19 protein-coding genes are annotated in these 18,424 nt (G+C 66.8%); 15 read left to right on the forward strand and 4 right to left on the reverse strand.

The genetic code is table 11. The annotated features are described in order from the left end of the window. Nucleotides 1–10 precede the first annotated feature (10 nt). A complete protein-coding gene (locus tag RDV64_RS04030; protein ID WP_309197996.1) occupies nucleotides 11–1,252 on the forward strand; it encodes a Zn-dependent hydrolase in 1,242 nt (413 codons plus the stop codon). On the opposite strand, the gene RDV64_RS04035 is transcribed toward RDV64_RS04030, so the two are convergent. After that, nucleotides 1,233–2,075: a sulfotransferase family 2 domain-containing protein gene (locus tag RDV64_RS04035; RefSeq protein WP_309197997.1), complete on the reverse strand. Its 843-nt coding sequence runs from the start codon at nucleotides 2,073–2,075 to the stop codon at nucleotides 1,233–1,235. The genes RDV64_RS04030 and RDV64_RS04035 overlap by 20 nt on opposite strands. A gap of 339 nt (nucleotides 2,076–2,414) precedes the next feature. On the opposite strand from RDV64_RS04035, the gene RDV64_RS04040 reads away from it, so the two are divergent. Beyond that, on the forward strand, nucleotides 2,415–3,434 hold the full coding sequence (locus RDV64_RS04040; RefSeq protein ID WP_309197998.1) for a glycosyltransferase family 4 protein: 1,020 nt from the start codon (nucleotides 2,415–2,417) through the stop codon (nucleotides 3,432–3,434). 6 nt (nucleotides 3,435–3,440) lie between these two features. Here the strand turns inward: RDV64_RS04040 and RDV64_RS04045 are convergent, their stop codons facing one another. Continuing rightward, nucleotides 3,441–4,631 (reverse strand): enolase C-terminal domain-like protein, encoded by a 1,191-nt coding sequence (locus tag RDV64_RS04045; RefSeq protein WP_309197999.1) that lies wholly within the window; start codon nucleotides 4,629–4,631, stop codon nucleotides 3,441–3,443. Nucleotides 4,632–4,744: 113 nt separating this feature from the next. On the opposite strand from RDV64_RS04045, the gene RDV64_RS04050 reads away from it, so the two are divergent. Further along, nucleotides 4,745–5,515, forward strand: a complete 771-nt coding sequence (locus RDV64_RS04050) for an SDR family oxidoreductase (RefSeq protein WP_309198000.1) — start codon at nucleotides 4,745–4,747, stop codon at nucleotides 5,513–5,515. A 5-nt stretch (nucleotides 5,516–5,520) separates the two neighbouring features. Here RDV64_RS04050 and RDV64_RS04055 read toward each other — a convergent pair whose 3' ends face one another. Both RDV64_RS04055 and RDV64_RS04060 read right to left on the reverse strand, forming a co-directional pair. Continuing rightward, a complete protein-coding gene (locus tag RDV64_RS04055; RefSeq protein ID WP_309198001.1) occupies nucleotides 5,521–6,330 on the reverse strand; it encodes a sugar phosphate isomerase/epimerase family protein in 810 nt (269 codons plus the stop codon). A gap of 114 nt (nucleotides 6,331–6,444) precedes the next feature. Beyond that, nucleotides 6,445–7,023 carry a hypothetical protein gene (locus RDV64_RS04060; protein ID WP_309198002.1) on the reverse strand — a complete coding sequence of 193 codons (579 nt, stop codon included), beginning with the start codon at nucleotides 7,021–7,023 and terminating at the stop codon, nucleotides 6,445–6,447. Between the two features lie 221 nt (nucleotides 7,024–7,244). Here RDV64_RS04060 and RDV64_RS04065 point away from each other — a divergent pair, with 221 nt between their 5' ends. From RDV64_RS04065 to RDV64_RS04120, 12 genes are all read left to right on the forward strand, one after another. After that, nucleotides 7,245–8,294, forward strand: a complete 1,050-nt coding sequence (locus tag RDV64_RS04065) for a rhamnose ABC transporter substrate-binding protein (RefSeq protein ID WP_309198003.1) — start codon at nucleotides 7,245–7,247, stop codon at nucleotides 8,292–8,294. A gap of 65 nt (nucleotides 8,295–8,359) precedes the next feature. Further along, on the forward strand, nucleotides 8,360–9,865 hold the full coding sequence (locus RDV64_RS04070; protein WP_309198004.1) for a sugar ABC transporter ATP-binding protein: 1,506 nt from the start codon (nucleotides 8,360–8,362) through the stop codon (nucleotides 9,863–9,865). Further along, complete coding sequence (locus RDV64_RS04075; RefSeq protein ID WP_309198005.1) at nucleotides 9,862–10,920, forward strand: ABC transporter permease; 1,059 nt, start codon at nucleotides 9,862–9,864, stop codon at nucleotides 10,918–10,920. The genes RDV64_RS04070 and RDV64_RS04075 overlap by 4 nt, the downstream gene beginning before the upstream one ends. After that, entirely contained in the window at nucleotides 10,917–11,897 is a 981-nt protein-coding gene (locus tag RDV64_RS04080) for an ABC transporter permease (protein WP_309198006.1), read from the forward strand. Before RDV64_RS04075 ends, RDV64_RS04080 begins: the two co-directional genes overlap by 4 nt. Next, nucleotides 11,894–12,616 (forward strand): FadR/GntR family transcriptional regulator, encoded by a 723-nt coding sequence (locus RDV64_RS04085; protein ID WP_309198007.1) that lies wholly within the window; start codon nucleotides 11,894–11,896, stop codon nucleotides 12,614–12,616. The genes RDV64_RS04080 and RDV64_RS04085 overlap by 4 nt, the downstream gene beginning before the upstream one ends. Beyond that, nucleotides 12,609–13,658, forward strand: coding sequence for a Gfo/Idh/MocA family oxidoreductase (locus RDV64_RS04090; protein ID WP_309198008.1), 1,050 nt, complete (start codon nucleotides 12,609–12,611; stop codon nucleotides 13,656–13,658). Before RDV64_RS04085 ends, RDV64_RS04090 begins: the two co-directional genes overlap by 8 nt. Beyond that, nucleotides 13,655–14,431, forward strand: coding sequence for an acetoacetate decarboxylase (locus RDV64_RS04095; protein ID WP_309198009.1), 777 nt, complete (start codon nucleotides 13,655–13,657; stop codon nucleotides 14,429–14,431). The genes RDV64_RS04090 and RDV64_RS04095 overlap by 4 nt, the downstream gene beginning before the upstream one ends. Nucleotides 14,432–14,433: 2 nt before the next feature. Beyond that, complete coding sequence (locus RDV64_RS04100; RefSeq protein ID WP_309198010.1) at nucleotides 14,434–14,751, forward strand: L-rhamnose mutarotase; 318 nt, start codon at nucleotides 14,434–14,436, stop codon at nucleotides 14,749–14,751. Then, nucleotides 14,748–15,500 (forward strand): SDR family NAD(P)-dependent oxidoreductase, encoded by a 753-nt coding sequence (locus RDV64_RS04105; RefSeq protein ID WP_309198011.1) that lies wholly within the window; start codon nucleotides 14,748–14,750, stop codon nucleotides 15,498–15,500. The genes RDV64_RS04100 and RDV64_RS04105 overlap by 4 nt, the downstream gene beginning before the upstream one ends. Then, complete coding sequence (locus tag RDV64_RS04110) at nucleotides 15,497–16,624, forward strand: mandelate racemase/muconate lactonizing enzyme family protein (protein ID WP_309198012.1); 1,128 nt, start codon at nucleotides 15,497–15,499, stop codon at nucleotides 16,622–16,624. Before RDV64_RS04105 ends, RDV64_RS04110 begins: the two co-directional genes overlap by 4 nt. Next, on the forward strand, nucleotides 16,624–17,388 hold the full coding sequence (locus RDV64_RS04115) for an SDR family oxidoreductase (protein WP_309198013.1): 765 nt from the start codon (nucleotides 16,624–16,626) through the stop codon (nucleotides 17,386–17,388). The genes RDV64_RS04110 and RDV64_RS04115 overlap by 1 nt, the downstream gene beginning before the upstream one ends. 11 nt (nucleotides 17,389–17,399) lie before the next feature. Continuing rightward, nucleotides 17,400–18,422, forward strand: coding sequence for an aldo/keto reductase (locus RDV64_RS04120; RefSeq protein WP_309198014.1), 1,023 nt, complete (start codon nucleotides 17,400–17,402; stop codon nucleotides 18,420–18,422). Nucleotides 18,423–18,424: the final 2 nt, after the last annotated feature.

The raw sequence follows: 18,424 nt of genomic DNA on the forward strand, positions 1-18,424 counted from the left end.
GGGCCGCAGCATGACCAGTGCCCCCCTCGCCATCGACCCGGCGCGCCTTGCCGCCCTCATCGGCGGCATCAACGCCTTCGGCCGCAACGCTGAGACGGGCGGCTTCGACAGGGTGGCGTTCTCGGAGGCGGACATGGCCGCCCGCGCGTGGTTTGCCGACGAGATGCGACGGGACGGGCTGACCGTCAGCACCGATGGCGCTGGCAACCTTTTCGGCCGCTATGGCCCGGCGGACGGCTCGTGCATCATGGCCGGCTCGCATCTGGATACCGTACCGGACGGCGGGGCCTTCGATGGCGTGATCGGCTGCGCTGCCGCGCTGGAGGCTGTGCGGACCATGCAGGACCGCGGCATCGTCCCCGCCACCGCCATCGAGGTGGTGGCGACGGCTGACGAGGAAGGCCGCTTCGGCGGCATGCTGGGATCGCAGGCGATCACCGGCACCGCCACAGCCGAATTCGTCGCCGCCGCAGTGGCCGCCGACGGTGTGCGGCTGACCGACGCGATGCGGCAGGCCGGGCTCGACCCAGCCGCGGTGCCGGGTGCGGCGAGAGCGCCCGGCTCGGTCCGCGCCTTCATCGAGCTGCACATCGAGCAGGGTCCGGTGCTGGAACAATCCCGCGCCGAAATCGGCATTGCGGGCAGTGTTTCGGGCGTTTGCGTTCTGGCCGTAACGCTCACCGGGCGCGCCAACCACTCCGGCACCACGCCTATGACCATGCGCGCCGATGCCTTTCAGGCGCTCGCCGAAATTGGCGCGGCCCTGCCGGACCTTGCCAGCCGCCACGGCACGGACCAGACGCGGATCACCATCGGCCACGTGTCGCTGTCACCCAATGCGGTTCACACCATTGCCGGCGAGGCGCGGTTCACCATCGTCCTGCGCGACACGGCGCGCCCGGTCATGGTGGCGCTCATGAAACGCATTGAAAATCTTGTGGCGAATGTCGGCGAGAGCCTTGGCGTGATGCCCGGAATGGAGACGGCAAGCTGGCTCGACCCCGTGCGGCTCGACACCGCGATCGTGGATCTACTCACAGCCGAATGCTCGCGCCTCGGCTACCGGATGCAACATCTGCCGTCCGGTGCCGGGCACGATGCGCAGACCATGGCGGCGCTCTGCCCCACCGGGCTCATCTTCGTGCCGAGCCGCAACGGGATCAGCCATGCCCCGGCAGAGTTCACAGGCGATGCCGAAATTGCCCGCGGCGCCACCGTGCTTGCCAACGCGCTTATGCAGCTGTCGTCTTAGGCCGGCCGGGCTCTCTGGCGGCGGTCTCGCCTTCCGCCGCCTTGGCGCGGGCCGCTTGTGCCTGCCGCCACCCTTCTTCGGGCCGAGGCCCGCGCCCTGCCACAAAATTGGCCCAGCTGATGGTCTCGATCAGCTTGTAGTCCAGCGCATTGAGGCGCAGGAGCAGGCGGCGTGTCCGCGGCGTCAGCATCTCGGGCGATGCCTTCACGAACGGGTGGTCCGCCTTGTAATCGCTGCTGCGGTTGACGTGTGGCAGCGTCTTGCCGGGAATCACGACGTCGTTCTCCGACAGCCACGTCTCCACCACGTCCAGCGTGCCCGTCACGAAGCGGCCCGCGCTCATATCATCCAGAAGGCGGGTTTCCAGCGCATCATATCCGGCTTCCGTAACCTCCTTGCCGGCAAAGTGCCGGCAGATGAGATTGGTGAACTGGGCGCGGAAGCCAGGCGTGCGCTCGATCCAGTGGGGATTGATGGCGTTGATATCCGGCAGCGTGTTGGCGATCCGCTCATGGGCCGGGTGACCTGGCTGGAGGTGGACGTAGTTGAAGAAACTGCACAGCCGTTCGAGCGGATCGCGCACGACGGAAATGTAGATCACCGGCCGCGTGAACTTTTCATGCATGCCCCAGACGATGTGGCCGGCGACACAGTCGTATGCGGCATCCCGCTCGCTTGCGGGCATCGCCTCGAACCTGGCCATCTCGTCGCTGTGCTCTGCGCTGAGCATGCGCAGGCCAATGCGCTCCTTCAAACTGAACTTGATTGAAGTTCCTGCACATTTCGGGACGTGCAGATGGATGATAACGGGAATTGTGCTCATCAGACCTTCAACCGGAAACTGTAGGCGAATTGCCCGCGGCGGCACGGTAGTGAGCTTAAATCCGGGTGGTCAAGGGTGGATCGGCATAGCGCCCCCCGGAATAAGCCGTCAGATGACCGGGCGGCCTGATTTTCGGCGGGGCCGCCAGCTCGCAGGCGAGACCAGCGCAGTCTTTCGGGCGGCCGAGCCAACCCGGCACAGTGCTGTTATCACGAGCGGATGGAGATCTGACGGTCAGATCGACCCGCCGCCGCGATGGGCGATTTGCCATCGGGCCTTTGAACGCTAGAGTCTCCGCGCCGCGACATTGCCGCCCCACCACGCCCGAACGGAACCGAAATGCACTGGATCGTCGCCCCGTCGAACCCGCGCGAGTCCCATCACACATGGTTGCCGCACTTTGCGCCCGAGGATTGCGGCCACACCTTCGAGACGGTCGCTGCCACCTACGACCACGACCGATCGCGCGCCTCGACCTCGCTCGGCCAGTGGGGGGATTATTTCGGGCAGGCACGCGCCGTGCTCGCCGCCGCCCGCCGGCACCGCGGCCCGGTGGGCATCATCACCGTGTTTCCGCAGCTTGCCATGGCGGTGGGGCTGTTGAAGCGCCTTACCTTGTCCCGCGTCCCGGTGATCGCCTACTACTTCAACACCGGCGCGCTTGGCTCGCGGATCAAACGCCGCGTGGCGACACTCGGCCTTGGCGGGATCGACCGTTTCGTCCTGACCACTCACCTCGAAATTCCCGCCTACGCCACGGCGCTGGGGCTGCCCGAAACGCGGTTCGCGTTTGCGCCGTTCACCGTGCGGCGCGAGGTGCGCAGCCTGAAGGTGGACGAGGACGCGCCGTTTGTCGTCGCCATGGGCTCTCACCACCGGGACTATGCGACGCTGTGCGAGGCGCTGCGCGGCTTTCCGGGCAATGCGACCATTGTGGCCGGCCCCCATGCCACCGAAGGGCTGGACCTGCCGGATAACGTGACCGTCCGCTCCGGCCTGCCGCTGGTGGAGTGCCACGCGCTCGCCCAGCGGGCCCGCATCAATGTGGTGCCGCTGGATGGCGCGGCCATGGGCGCCGGCACCGTCACCATTGTGGAGGCGATGATGTTCGGCGCGGCGGTGATTGCCACAAACGCCAATGGCGCGGACGATTATGTGGCGGACGGCACGACCGGCATCCTCACCCCCTTGCGCGATGCGGCTGCCCTTCGCCGGACACTGGACGCGCTGTGGACCGACGAGCCGCGCCGCACCGCCCTTGGCAACGCCGCCGCAAATGCGGTGACCGACGAATTTTCGCACGAGGCGGGAGCGCGGCGGCTGATCGAGATCTGCAACAGTTTCGAGCCGCCACGCTGACGGACCTCAGCCGCCTTCCGTGATGCGGAAGTTGTGGAGGTGCTTTTCGCTCAAGTTGAGCCCCATGCCGGGCTTGTTCGGGTCAAGCCGGATGGTGCCGTTTTCGGCCAGCGGCTCACCGTCGAAGATGTACCAGAACAGCTCGTTGCCGACCTCGATCGGGCACGGCGGGAAAAACTCCGCCATCGGCGCCGCATAGCTCGACATCACCACCTGATAATTGTGCATCTGCCCCGCGTGCGGCACGAACTCCACGCCGAACGCCTCCGCCAGCGTCGCGATCTTGCGCGCAGCCGTGATGCCGCCGACGCGGTTGGTGTCGAACTGCAGATAGTCCACCGCGCGTTTTTCCACCAGCGTGCGGAAGCCGGCCAGCGTGTGTTCGTGCTCGCCGCCCGCAATCGGCACATGGCCGAGGCGGTTGAGCTCAGCGTAGCCCTCGATCTCGTCCGGCAGCAGCGGCTCCTCCACCCAGCGCAGGTTGAACTCGGCAAGGCGCGGCAGGATCTGCCGGGCGTAGTTGAAGGTCCACCCCATGTAGACCTCGACCATCAGATCCACCTCGTCGCCGATGGTTTCGCGCACGGCGCGGATGTTGGCGATGTTCTTTGCCATCCCCGCTGCCCCGTCGCGCGGGCCGTAGCCGAGCCGCATTTTCACGCCCTGGAAATTCTGGCGCTTGTAGTCCGCCGCCTCGGCAATCAGCGCGTCCAGCGGCTGATTGTAGATTTTCGACGCATAAACCGGGATCGCATCGCGCGTCGCGCCGCCGATGAGGCGGTACACCGGCTGGCCTGCCGCCTGACCCAGAATATCCCACACCGCAATGTCGATGGCGCTGATCGCTGCCAGCACCGCACCCTTGCGCCCGAACGCGATGGTCTTGCGGTACATCAGTTGCCACAGCCGCTCGATGTCCCACGGGTCTTCGCCGACCACGATGGCGCGCAAATGATGGTCGATCACCGCGCGCGTCACCTGCGGCGAGAGGGCCGCGTTGCCGATGCCGACGATGCCGTTATCGGTTTCCACCTCCACAATCAGCCAGTTGTGGAAAGCGAAGCTCTTCAACGTGTTGCCGCCGGCTTCGGACGAGGTCTCGAAGATGTCGAGCGGATTGTTGGACAGCTTTTGCGACGGGGCCTCGGTGGGTCCGGTCCACTCGTACAGCTTGGTGCGGACGGCTTTGATCTTCATCGGGGTCAGGACCTTCTTGAGGGGAGCGCGGCTTGTGCGGCCCGGCGCCGCCGCTTAACGGTGGATTTATTCGAAACGATAACAAGCGCCTCCGGCGCAAGGGAGAAAGCGCAATGAACGGCGCCACCATGTTCCGCCTCGACAACGAAATTGCCCTGGTGACGGGCTCCAGCCGCGGGCTCGGCTCCTTCATCGCGCGCGGCTTGGCCGAGGCCGGCGCCCGCGTCATCATCCATGGCACCAACATTCAGGGCGCGGAGGCGACTGCCGCAACCTTTACCGCGGACGGCCTGTCGGCCGTTGCCGCAGCGTTCGACGTTTCGGATGCGGGCGCAGTTGCCAAAGGCGTTGCGGCGCTGGCCGCGCAGGGGGACGTCCCGTCGATCCTCGTCAACAACGCCGGCATCAACATCCGCAAGCCGCTGGTCGAGTTCGGCGATGACAACTGGCACAGGATCATGGGCATCCACCTCGATGGCGCCTACTTCCTTGCCAAGGCCTGCGCGCCTGCGATGCTGAAGGCGGGACATGGCAAGATCATCAACATGTGCTCGCTGACCAGCGAGGTCACGCGCCCCAACGTTTCCGCCTACGCGACCGCCAAGGGTGGCCTCAAGATGCTGACCCGCGCCATGGCGGCCGAGTGGGCCGACAAGGGCATCAACTGCAACGGAATCGCGCCGGGCTTCTTCGCGACCGACATGAACCAGCCGCTGATCGACGACCCCGAGTTCAATGGCTGGGTGAAAAAACGCACGCCCGCCGGCCGCTGGGGCGATCCCACCGATATTGCGGGCGCTGCAATCTTCCTCGCCAGCTCCGCAGCGGCCTACGTCAACGGGCACATTCTGGCAGTGGACGGCGGCTTCCTCGGCTCCATGTAGCGCACTCACAGCGCAGGCTCGATCAGGCGTTTCAGGCTCACCGTCTCGGTGAGCACGTCGTCGGACAGCGTGTTCATGTACGCCTGGTGGACGTACTCCAGCGCGAGGTAACCGTCGTAGCCCGCTGCGCGCAGGGTCTCGATCATCGCGACAAAATCGAGCGTCCCTTCCCCGAGCTTGGCCTGAAGCGCGCCGGGGCGGGCCTGCCTGAGGTGAACGTGCCCCGCGTGCGGCGCCAGCCTGTCGATCTCCGCCTGCGGATAACCCATCGCCACAAAGTGCGCATAGTCCAGCGTGAGCTTGAGGCCGGGCACCGCGTCCACCAGCTGCTCGGCCATCTCGGGGCACGCGATCAGCCCGCCGACGTGCGGCTCCACCGTGAGGAGCACGCCGGCTTCGTCCGCCACAGGCTTCAGCGCAGCGAGCGCGCGGACCGACGCCGCGAACGCATCGGAAAGCCGCGTGCCCGCATGGGCGACACCGGGCAGGACGAAGATCGACGGCGCGCCGATCGCCGCGGCAAACGCCACAACCTTGCGAAAGTCGGCAAGGTTCTCGTCCAGCGCGGCGGGATCGCTGACCGCCCTGTCGAACGGCGAAGCGCCGAACAGCCAGTACAGGTTGGAAACACTGATCCCGATGTCGCGTACTTTGGCGGCGGCTGCTTGCGGGTCGGCAAGGATGGCGGCGCGGTCCAGCGCCGGGCGATGCAGAAGCCCCAGATCCATTGCGCCAAGCCCGATCGCCTGCGTCACGCCCCACGCCTCGCGGAGCGTGAGTTCGGTGAACGACCACGCGGTGATCGTCAGTTTCATGCGTCTCTCCCAGTCCGGCTTATTGTTCGTCCGCGCAGCAACCGCCGGTATTGCCGCGCGCCAGTTTGCCAGGGGTGAGCGCCATCCAGAAGCGGCGATCCCCCTGGCGGATCTTCACTGACACCCGTTGTGCTGCCGCCACCTCGCCGCGTCGTGCCCCTCTGGTACCGTGTCGCATGGGTCTTCGGCATAGCCGCGCAGCACCGCGTAGCGGCGGAGCTGCGCCTCGGTCAGAAGTGCCGGCGTTTCAATATGGCGAGACAGGTGGACGAAGCGGAGCGCAGCGCGACTGGCTTCCGCAGCTTCGATCAGGTTGGACAGCATCGCCGCATCCGGCGTCCCATCACGGAACGCATCGGTCAGCGCCGCTTCCGTTTCAATCAGCCGCTCGCCAGCGGCGATCGCATCGGCGCGCATCTCCTCGTAGATTGCGCGGATCTCCGAGACCTGCTCCGCGCCGAGCTGGAGCGCATCGGCATTTTCCAGAAGATGCGCCGGACCCGGCACGCCGTTCAGCTCGGCCGGCAGCGCCAGCCCCCAGCCCCCGCCTCGCCGGATCTCGCCGATATCGTCCTCTGAAAGGCTGGCGATCCTGCGATCCTGAAGACCCGAATAGGGCGCTTGGGGCGCCTGCGCGAAGGCGACGGACGGCAGCATAAGGCAAACAATCGCGAAGAGACGAGGCGTCAGCATGTGATGGCTCCTGCGCATCAGGTTAAACTTTCGCCAGTCGCTAGCATCGGCCACCGCCGGCCACACTTACGCACGTCGTCACGGCCCGGTCCGTCGGCCTGATTTCGGTCGCCCAATTCCATGGTTGACACAACTGGCACCGCGCTGTGAAGTGGCCTGACCAATTTGCACCACCACAGAGGCCGAAAACGGCCCGGCAATTGGGAGGGAACATTTAGAAAATGACACGCGCAAACCGTATTCGCACCGTATTACTTGGGACCGTGGCCGCCGTTCTTCTGGCCGCTCCAGTGACCGCCCAGACGGTCGTGGCCGAGAAAGGCAAGGAGGCCAACATGGTCCTCCTGCCGAAATTCCTCGGCATCCTGCCGTTCGACCAGGCCAACAAGGGCGCCGAAGAAGCCCACGCCGAACTCGAAAACCCCGGCAAGCTCCTCTACACGGGCCCGACGCCGGAGAACTCGGTCGCCGGCCAGATCGAGATCATGACCACCTCCGCCTCGCAGGGGCAGAACGCGGTGATGCTGTCCAACAATGCCGGCGAGCAGATCGTCCCCGCCGCCAAGGCCGCGATGGACGCCGGCACCACCGTCGTCACGTGGGACAGCCCCATCGGGTCGGCTGAGGGCGAACAGGTGTTCGTGGCGCAGGTGGACTTTTCCGACATCGGCACAGTGATGGCCGACATGGCGCTCTCCATTCTGGACGGCGAAGGCAAGATGGCGGTCCTCTCCGCAACGCCGGACGCTGCGAACCAGAACGCCTGGATCGCCGCCATGAACGAGGCCCTGAAGGACGAGAAATATTCCGGCATCGAGCTGGTCGACACCGTCTATGGCGACGACCAGTCCGAGAAGAGCTACAGCCGCGCGCTCGCGCTGGTCGACAAGCACCCCGACCTCGGCCTCATCATGTCGCCGACGTCGGTGGGCATCGTCGCCGCCGCCAAGGCGATGCAGGACGAGGGCCTTTGCGACGAGGTGAAGGTGTCCGGGCTCGGCGTTCCGGCCGAAATGGTGAGCTACACCATGAACGACTGCGCGCCCGAGTTCGCGCTGTGGGACTTCGTCGACCTTGGCTACCTCACCTACTACGTCTCCTACCTGATCGCGACGGACCAGATGGAAGGCGTCGAGGGTGACAGCTTCACCGCCGGGCGGATGGGCGACTACACCATCGAGAAGGACCCCACGCGAGACGCCGGCCGCCGCGTCCTGATGGGGCCGTTCACCGTCTACAACAAGGACAATGTCGAGGCGGCCTCCAAGTAGGCTTCCCACCTCGCGCACCGGCTCCGGCCGGTGCGCATCCTTCCGCTCAATCCCATCGAGGCGCCATGACGGCCCCTGTTCTTCAGATGCGCGGCGTGTCGAAGTCGTTCGGCTCCACGCGGGCGCTCGACGATTTCTCGATCACGCTGGAGCCCGGCACCATCCACGCGCTGGTGGGCGAGAACGGCGCCGGCAAGTCGACCCTCATCAAGATCATGACCGGCTTTCAGGCGCCCTCCTCCGGCGAGATGCTGGTGGACGGCAAGCCGGTCACCTTCCGCTCCACGCAGGAGGCGCAGGCGGCTGGCGTTGCCGCGATCTATCAGGAACCGATGGTGTTTCCGGACCTCGACGTTGCGGAGAACATCTTCACCAGCCACCACAACCGCCCGTCTTTCGTGCGCTGGGGTGCGCTCTACCGCGAGGCGGAAGCCGTCATCGCGCGGCTCGGCGTCGCGCTCGACCCGCGCCGCCTCGCCTCCGGCCTGTCGCTGGCCGAACAGCAGACCGTGGAAATCGCCCGCGCCATCTCGCTCGACGTGCGCGTCCTCGTGATGGACGAGCCCAGCGCCTCCCTGTCCGAGCACGAGGTGCAGCGCCTCTTCGGCATCGCCCGTGCGCTGCGCGATGCCGGCGTCGCCGTCCTCTACATCTCGCACCGGCTGGAGGAGATCTTCGCCATTGCCGACACCGTGACCGTGATGCGCGACGGCAAACACATTTCCACCAACCCCGTCGCCGCGGTGACGCGCCAGTCGATGGTGGCCGAAATGGTCGGCCGCGACATGGTGGACGCCTTTGCGCGTGCTCCTTCCGCCGCCACCGGCAAGGTCGCGCTTCAGGTGGAGGGGCTCGGCCGGGCGGGCATCTTCGCCGGCGTCTCATTCACGGTGGAACGGGGCGAGATCGTCTGCTTCTCCGGCCTCGTCGGCGCCGGGCGGACGGATGTTGCCCTTGCCCTCTTCGGCATTGCGCCGGCCGACAGCGGCACCATCACCGTGGACGGCACGCCGGCAACCATCCGCTCACCACGCGAGGCGAAGGCGCTGGGCATCGCGTATGTTTCCGAGGACCGCCGGAAGCTGGGCATCGCCATGGCAAAGTCCGTCGCCTCCAACATCACGCTGGCCCGGCTCGACGACTACGCCAGCCGCCTCGGCCTCATCGATGCGCGGCGCGAGATGGATGACGCAGCCAGGTTCCGCGACCGGCTGTCCATCAAGGCGCGCAACCTTGGCATTGCGGTGGGCACCCTTTCGGGCGGCAACCAGCAAAAGGTGATGCTCGCCAAATGGCTCAACACCGGACCGCGCATCCTCATTGTCGATGAACCCACCCGCGGCATCGACATTGGCGCCAAGGCCGAAGTTCACCGCATCATCCGCCAGCTGGCCGCAGAGGGCGTTGCCATCGTCATCATCTCGTCGGACCTGCCGGAGGTGCTTTCGCTGGCCGACCGGGTGCTCGTGATGCGCGAGGGCCGGCTCGTCGGCAGCTTTGCCGGCAGCGAGGCGAGCGACGAAACCGTGATGCGCATGGCCGTTGGCGCCGACGGAAAGGCCGCCGCGTGAAGACCCTGATTGCCCGCCTCGGGCCCGACACCGTGCGCGTCCTTGCCCTCCTCCTGGTGCTGGCGGCGGTGGTCGCCTTCTTCGCCTCGCAGATCGACAATTATTTCAATGCACGGCTGTTCAACCGCATCTCCACCTCGGTTGCCATCATCGCCGTCATTGCGGTGGGTCAGGCCTTTGTGGTGCTGACGCGCAACATCGACCTTTCGGTCGGCTCCATCGTGGGCTGCGTCGCGTATTTTCTGGGTGGACTGGTGGCGGCCTACCCCGGCATTCCGGCGCCGCTGGTGCCGCTCATTGCCATGGCGTTCGGCATGGCATTCGGCCTGGTGAACGGCTTTCTGGTCGCCCGGTTCAAGCTCCCCTCCATCATCGTGACACTGGCAACGCTTGCGATCTTCCGCTCGCTTCTGGTGGAGTTTTCCGACGGGTCGTCCATCACCACCGGCTCGCTGCCCCCGTGGCTGGTGGAATTTGCACGGATCGACGCCTTCGAGATCGGCGGTCTGCGCTTCCGCTGGCTGGTGGTGATCGCACTCGCCGTGGTGATCGTCGCACACATCTTCCTCACGCGCTTTCGCGCCGGCCGCCGCTTTTATGCTGTCGGCTCCAATCCGGATGCGGCCCAATTTGCCGGGATCGACGTTGCCGGAACCGTGATGCGCGCCTTTCTGATTTCCGGCGCGCTGTCCGGCCTTGCAGCATTCCTGTTCCTCTCGCGCTTCGGCAACATCACCGTGGTGGCGGGGCTGGGGCTGGAACTGTCTGCGGTGGGGGCGGTGGTGGTTGGCGGGGTCAACATCTTCGGCGGGTCCGGCACGGTGATCGGCGTTCTGATCGGCGCCACGCTCATCAACCTGCTCGACACGTCGCTGGTGCGGTGGGAGCTGGTCTCCGAATTCTGGCGCGATGCGGTGCTGGGGCTTCTCATCCTCCTCGCCGTCGCGCTCAACACCTTGCTGACCAAGCGCCTTCTGGCACGGCCGAAAACTGCGTTGCCGCCACCTTCAACAACGCCACCGCCTGCAACAAATGCCGCGAAGGACGCGCCATGAGTGTCGCCGCAATCCGCCGTGCGCTGGTGTCCTGGGAAGGGTTCCTGCTTCTGGTTCTGGTGGCGCTCATCACGCTGAACGCGTTCGCCTCGCCGTTCTTCCTCACCCTGTCCAACCAGATCAACCTGTTCCAGCTCTCCATCGAAAAGGTCATTGTTGCTCTGATCATGACGCTGGTGATCATCAACGGCGAGATCGACCTGTCGGTCGCCTCGATCATGGGCCTGTCGGCGTGCGCGTTCGGCTTTCTCTTTCAGATCGGCGTGCCCGCCTCGGTCGCAGTCGCACTGGTGCTGGCACTCGGCGTTTTCTGCGGCGCCTTCAACGCGTTCTTCGTGACAGTGGCCGGCATCCCGTCGCTGGTGGTGACGCTGGCGACCCTCATCGCGTTCAGGGGTTTTGCGCGCGTGCTGGTGGAAGACCGCGGCATCGGCGACTTTCCGGACTGGTTTGACGCCCTTGGCCAGAACGGCCTTCTCGGTCCGCTCCCTTTCGCCATGCTTCTGTTCTTCGCGCTGGCGGTGTTCCTGTTCGTCGTCCTCCAGCGCTCGGCGTTCGGCCGCAAGCTCTACTTCATCGGCTCCAACGCCGATGTGGCGGCCTATTCCGGCGTGGACGTCAAACGCATCAAGGCGACCGTGTTCGTGGCGTCGGGCCTGGTATCAGCGCTGGCGGGGCTGCTGTTTGCCGCCCGCGTCGGCGCGGTGCGGGGCGACGTTGCGCTGGGCTTCGAGCTTGACATCATCACCATCGTGCTTCTGGGCGGTGTCAGCATTTTTGGCGGGACGGGCACCATTGTCGGCACTGTTCTGTCCATCCTCATCGTTCTCAACCTTCGCAACGGGATGGCGCTGGTCAACATCACCGGGCATATCCAGACCGGCGTTCTGGGCGTCCTCCTCATCCTCTCGGTGCTGGTGCCCAACATCCAGCGCTGGTTCGGCAGCCTCTTTCCCCGCGAGCGAACCGAGCCATGACCGAACTGCCCCCGCTGGCAAGCCCGCCCGAGACCGGCGGCCGCAAGGCCATCTCCGAGCAGGTTGTCCAGCACATCCTCAGCCTCATCCGCTCCGGCCGCCTCAACCCCGGAGACCGCCTGCCGCCCGAGCGCCTGCTGGCCGCAGACTTTTCCGTGAGCCGGCCCACGGTGCGCGAGGCGCTGCGGGCGCTTTCCATCCTCGGCGTTCTGGAAATCAACCATGGCGGCGGCGTGTTCGTCTCGGCGCTCGACAGCGCGGACCTCCTCAACCCGCTCGACTTTTTCATGTCGCTCGGTCCCGAAAACATCGCCGAGCTGTTTGACGCGCGCATCCACTTCGAGCCGACAATTGCGGTCCTCGCCACCCCGCGCCTGACAGATGCGGAACTGACGGGCCTCGCCGCGCTGGTGGATGCGCAGGTGGCCGCCCCCGGCGATGCCGAGCTGTTCTTCGACACCGACGCCGAATTTCACAAGACCATCGTCGCGGCCAGCGGCAACCTGTTCCTGGCGCGGATCGGCAAGCTGATGCAGGTGCTGGGCGAAACCTCCCGTCGCAGCTTCCTCCAGCACGACATGGTGCGCCACCAGTCCATCGCGGACCACAAGACGATCATGGCCGCTCTCGCGAGCCGCAATGCTGACGCCGCCGGTGCTGCAATGCGCCAGCACATGATCAACGTGCGCAAGGGCTACAGGGAGACTGTCGGTGTCTGACGAACGAGCAAGGATCGGCGTGATCGGCGCAGGCTGGTGGGCCTGCGAAACCTACCTCCCTGCGCTGACCGCAAACCCCCGCGCCGAAATTGTCGCGGTGAACCGGCTCGGCGAGGCGGAGCTGGAAGAGGTGCGCGCCAGGTTCGACGTGCCGCGCGCCTACACCGACCATGCCGCAATGCTGGCCACCGAGACGCTGGATGCGGTGGTCATCACCTCGCCCCACCCGCTGCACTTCAGCCATGCGAAAGACGCGCTCACCGCCGGCTGCCATGTGCTGGTGGACAAACCGATGACAACATCCGCCGACGACGCGCGCACCCTCGTCGCGCTGGCGGCGGAAATGCAGCGCCAGATAATCATCCCCTACGGCTGGAACTTCAAGGATTTCACCCGCCGCGCGATGGCACTGGTGGAAGAAGGCGGCGTCGGCGAGATCCGCCATGTGGCGGTCCAGATGGCCTCCCCCACGCGCGACCTCTTCGCCGGCGAGGGGCTGGTGGAAACCGAGGGCCACATGTTCCGCCCGCCGCCCTCCACCTGGGCCGACCCGGACAAGGCCGGCGGCTACGGCTGGGGCCAGCTTTCGCACGCGCTGGGGCTTCTGTTCGCCGTTACCCGCCTCACCCCGGTCGAAGTTGCCGCCATGGCAGGCCACTCCCCGGCCGGGGTCGACTTCTACGATGCGGCAATCCTGCGCTGCGAGAACCGCGCCACCGTCAGCATTTCGGGCGCTGCCACCGTGCCCAAGCAGTGCGGCTACCAGCTCGACCTCCGCATCTTCGGCACCGAAGGGATGCTCCTCCTCGACGTGGAGCGCGAGCGCATGGCCCTCCACCGCGACGATGGCCGCGACACGGTGATGGACATTGCCCCCGGCGCGGGCGCCTACGCGTGCACCGAGCCCACCGAACGGCTGGTGGAAATCGCGCTGGGGCACACCGCCACCAGCGAGGCGCCGGGCCTCGTCGGCCAGCGCGCCGTTGAGGTACTGGACGCCATGTACCGCTCGGCCCTCTCCGGCCGGACGGAGGCGGTATGACCGACCGCCCCACCTGGCAGCGCAACACCACCGCGCACATAAGGGCGCCGGGCTTCTCGACGCCGCTTGATGCGCCCACCATCCCGCCCTTCCCGTTCAAATTCCGCGACTGCCGGATCGTCACGCTGGTCTACCGCAGCACCATGGACGCCATGCGCCGCCTCCTGCCCGAACCGCTGGAGCCCACCGGCTCCGAAGTGATGATCCACTTCTACGAGATGAACGACACCGACTGGCTGGGCCCCTACACCGAGGTCAACGTGATGTTCGGCGCCACGCTTCCCGGCGGCCCGGCAGGCTCCTATTCGCCCTACCTGTTCCTGTCGTCGGACGTTGGCGTTGCCCATGGCCGCGAGGTCCACGGCCAGCCGAAAAAGCTCGCCGACCCGCGCGTCGACTTTCGCGGCGACCTCATCGTCGCGACGCTTGAGCGCAACGGCATCGAAATTGTCACCGGCACCATGGCCTACAAGCAGACCCCCGCGGACATTGCGGACCTCTCGGCGATCTTCCCGTTCGCCACCAACTTCAACCTGAAAGCCGTCGACCATATCGACGGGCGGCCCGCAATCCGCCAGCTCACCTCGCGCAGCCTTGCCGACGTTGCGGTGAGCGAATGCTGGCGCGGCCCCTCCACGGTGGAGCTGCGGCCGAACGCGCAGGCGCCGGTCCACCGCCTGCCGGTGGTGGAGATGCTGGACGGCTATTTCTGGTCCGCCGGGTTCACCCTGGTGCCCGGCACCATCCTTCACGATTATCTGGCGGAGAGCTGACCATGGCGCCCTATGCATGGGTTCTGAAAGTGCGTCCCGGCTACGAGGACGAATACAGGCGACGGCACGACGAGCTGTGGCCCGAGATGGACGAGGCGCTGCGTGCGTCCGGCATCACCACCTACACCATCTTCCGCCACGGGCTGACGCTGTTCGGCTATTTCGAAACGGATGACCTCATCGCCATGCAGGCGTATCTGGCGAAAAGCGAGACCAACGCCAAATGGGGCGAATGGATGGGGCCGATCATGGAGGTCGACATCGACCCCGCGACGGACTTCCCCTTCCTCCTGCCCAAGCAGTGGAGCCTCAACAAATGACCGATCTTTCCACCCGCACCGCCCTTGTCACCGGCGGCAACCGCGGCATCGGCCTCGAAGCCGTGCGCGCACTCGCCGCCGCCGGCGCAAGCGTCACCTTCACCGCCCGCTCCGCCGAAAAGGTGGACGAGGCGATGGCCGCGCTCTCCGACGTTCGCGACCGCGTCTTGGGCGAGGTGGTGGACGCCACCGACCGCGCCGCCGTCTCGGCGCTCTGCGGCAAGGGATTCGACATTCTGGTCAACAACGCCGGGGTCGTCGGCCCCATCGGGCGCATCGGCGACGTTGCCATCGCGGACTGGGCGGCCAATATCGAGACCAACCTTGTGGGCGCATTCCACGCCATCCAGCAGGCGCTGCCGCCGATGCTGGCGCGCGGCGGCGGCACGGTGGTCAACCTTTCGTCGGGCGCCGCGCGCAATGCGATGGAAGGCTGGAGCGCCTACTGCGCCGGCAAGGCGGGTCTCGCGATGCTGACGCGCTCCGTCCATCTGGAGTTCGGCGACAAGGGCATCCGCATCTTCGGCTTCGCGCCCGGCGTGGTCGACACCGACATGCAGGTTTCGATCCGCGCCTCCGGCATCAATCCCGTGTCCAAGCTGAAGCGCGAAGAGCTCGCCCCCGCCGCCGAACCGGCGCAAGCCATCGCATGGCTCTGCACCCCGGCCGCCGACGGCTACTGCGGCGAGGAGGTGGACGTCCGCGACCCCGAGCTGCGCGCCGCCTGCGGACTGCCGCCGCAATCATGAGCAAGGTCCGCTCGGTCGAAGCGATCCCCATCGCCTACCCCGAACCGAACGACCACAACCGCCACCGCTCGGTCTGCCTCGTCCGCATCACCGACGAGGACGGCCGCACCGGCTGGGGCGAATGCGCCACCTACTTCCCCGAAGCCACTCGCGCGGCGGTGCCCTTGGTGGAAGCCCTCGGCACCCTCATCACCGGCGCCGACCCGGTGGAGACCCATCGCCTGTGGCATCTCATGCGCGAGCAGACCTGGTGGTACGGGACCGGCGCGGGGATCGCCTCGATGGCGATTGCCGGGATCGACATCGCGCTGTGGGACCTCAAGGGCAAAGAGCTCGGGCGCAGCGTACTCGACCTTCTGGGCGGTGCGGCCCACGAGCAAGTGGAGGCCGTCGCGTCGATCCACGCCACCCATGCCAGCATCGACAAGATGGCAGACGAGATCGCAGAGCATCTTGCGGGCGGGATGCACGGCATCAAGGTCGGCTTCGGCAAGCGCGGCGACGCGAACCTCGGCTTCGACCATGACCGTGACGTGGCGTTCGTGAAGGCGGTGCGCGAGGCCATCGGCGACAAGCGCCTGATGATCGACCTCGGCGTGAAGAATTTCTGGGACGTGCCGACCGCCATCGCCAGAGCCCGCGCCTTCGAGCCCTACCGCATCCACTGGCTGGAGGAACCCCTCGGCCACGACGACCCCGCAGGCTACCGCGCCCTGCGCGCCGCCACGTCGCTGCGGCTCGGTTATGGCGAGCGCGAGTCCACCCCGCGCGGGGTGCAGACCATCGTGGAAACCGGCACGGTGGACGTGGTGGGGCTGGACCCCGGCCGCATCGAGGGCATCACCGGGTTCATGAAGGCGGCGGAAATCTGCTGGCTCCACCGCCGGCAGGCCAACGCGCACAATTTCTCCACCGCCATCGTGGGCGCCGCCAGTGCCGCGCTCGCCTTCGCCGCCCCCGCCAGCCGCGAGCTGGAAATTCAGCCCGTCTACGGCCCCGCCCAGCGCGACTTGGTGGACGTGCCGCTGTGGAACCAGGGCGGTTTCGTCAACAAACCCGCCGGGCCGGGGCTCGGCATCATCGTCAACGAGGAGCTCGTCACCCACATGCGGCTTGATCGATAATGGGACTTCTGGATCTCGGTCTCGAAGGCCGCACCGTCATCGTCACCGGCGGGGCCGGCGCCATCGGCCGCGCCGTGGCGGAGGGCTTTGCCGAAGCCGGCGCAAGGGTCGCGGTGGTGGACATTGCCGCAGAGCGCACCGCCGCCGTCGCCGCCGAACTCGGCCCCGAACACGCGGGCTTTGCCGCCGACCTCCGCGATATCCCGAGCCTAGACCCGCTGGTCGGCCGCATTTCCGAGACGCTGGGGCCGGTGGACGTGCTGGTCAACATTGCCGGCATCATCAAGCGGACGGACAACCTCTTCACCGTCACCGAGGCGGACTGGGACGCGCAGCACGACATCAACCTCAAGGCCCTGTTCTTCCTCAGCCAGGCCGTGGCCCGGCGGATGGTGGAGGAGAAGCGCGGCGGGTCGATCATCCACTATACCTCGCAGGGGTGGATGTCGGGCGGGTTCGGCGGCTCGGTGGTCTACAATGCGTCGAAGGGCGGCGTGACCACCATCACCCGCGGCATGGCGCGCTCGTGGGCGCCGCACTCCATCCGCGTCAACGCCGTGGCGCCCGGCCTCGTCGAAACGCCAATGCTGGTGACGCCCGAGACGCCGCCCGAGTCCGTGCAGGCGCTGATCGATTCCATCCCCATGAAGCGGCTCGGGCAGCCGGCGGACCATGCCGGCGCCACCGTCTTCCTCGCCTCCAACATGGCGGCCTACATTACCGGCGCGACGCTCAACGTCAGCGGCGGCTTCCTGATGTACTGAAGGTGCCTCAAATGCCCCAATATCCCGACGTCACCGCCCCGCCCGCGCCAAAATTCCCCGAGGACTGGCCCAAGCTCGGCCTCGGCTGCGCCCCCCTCGGTGACCTGTTCGACCCCATCCCCGAGGTGGACGCTTTCGCCCTCCTCAACGCGGCGTGGGCCGCGGGCGTGCGCTTCTACGACACCGCACCGTGGTACGGCCACGGCATCAGCGAGCACCGCCTCGGCGCGCTCCTGCGCCAGCACGACCGCGCCGATGCGCTGATTTCCACCAAGGTCGGCCGCGTCTACACGCCCGCGCCGCGGGGCGAGGACGTGCGCATCACCTGGAAGGGCGGCCTCAACTTCGCCCGCCACTTCGACTATACGGCCGACGGTTTTTCCGCCTCCATCGCCCAGAGCCAGCTGCGTCTCGGCACGCCGGTGATCGACATGCTGGTGATCCACGACCTCGACGCGCCCCACCACGGCGACGCCATGGAAGGCCACGTCGACGAGCTGATGCGCTCCGGCTTTCCCCATCTTCAGGAGCTGAAGGCCACCGGGGTGATCAGCGCCATCGGCATGGGCGTCAACCGCACGGTGGAGTTCGAGCGCTTTTCGGACGAGATCCCGGTGGACTATTTCATCGTCGCGATGCCCTACACGCTGCTCGACCAGGGGTCGCTGCACGGGCCGATGGCGCGGTGCGTGGAGCGGGGCATCAAGGTGGTGATCGGCGCGCCACTGGCGTCCGGCATCCTCTCCAACCCGTCCGCCCCCGGCGTGCGCTACGCCTACGAGCCGGCGCCCGAGCCAATCGTGAAGAAGGCGCTCGCCATCGAGGCGGTGTGCAAGCGGTACGATGTGCCGCTGACAGCGGCGGCGCTGCAATTCCCGCTGCTGCACCCGGCGGTCACGTCGGTCATTCCGGGTGCCAATGTCGCCGCGCACATCGAGGCCAACGTGCGCAACGTGTCGATGCCGATCCCGCCCGAGCTGTGGGCCGACCTCAAGCGCGACGGGCTGATCGCCGAGGACGCGCCCACCGGCTGACG

The sequence above is a fragment of the Acuticoccus sp. MNP-M23 genome (genome assembly GCF_031195445.1).
Classification (GTDB): Bacteria; Pseudomonadota; Alphaproteobacteria; order Rhizobiales; family Amorphaceae; genus Acuticoccus.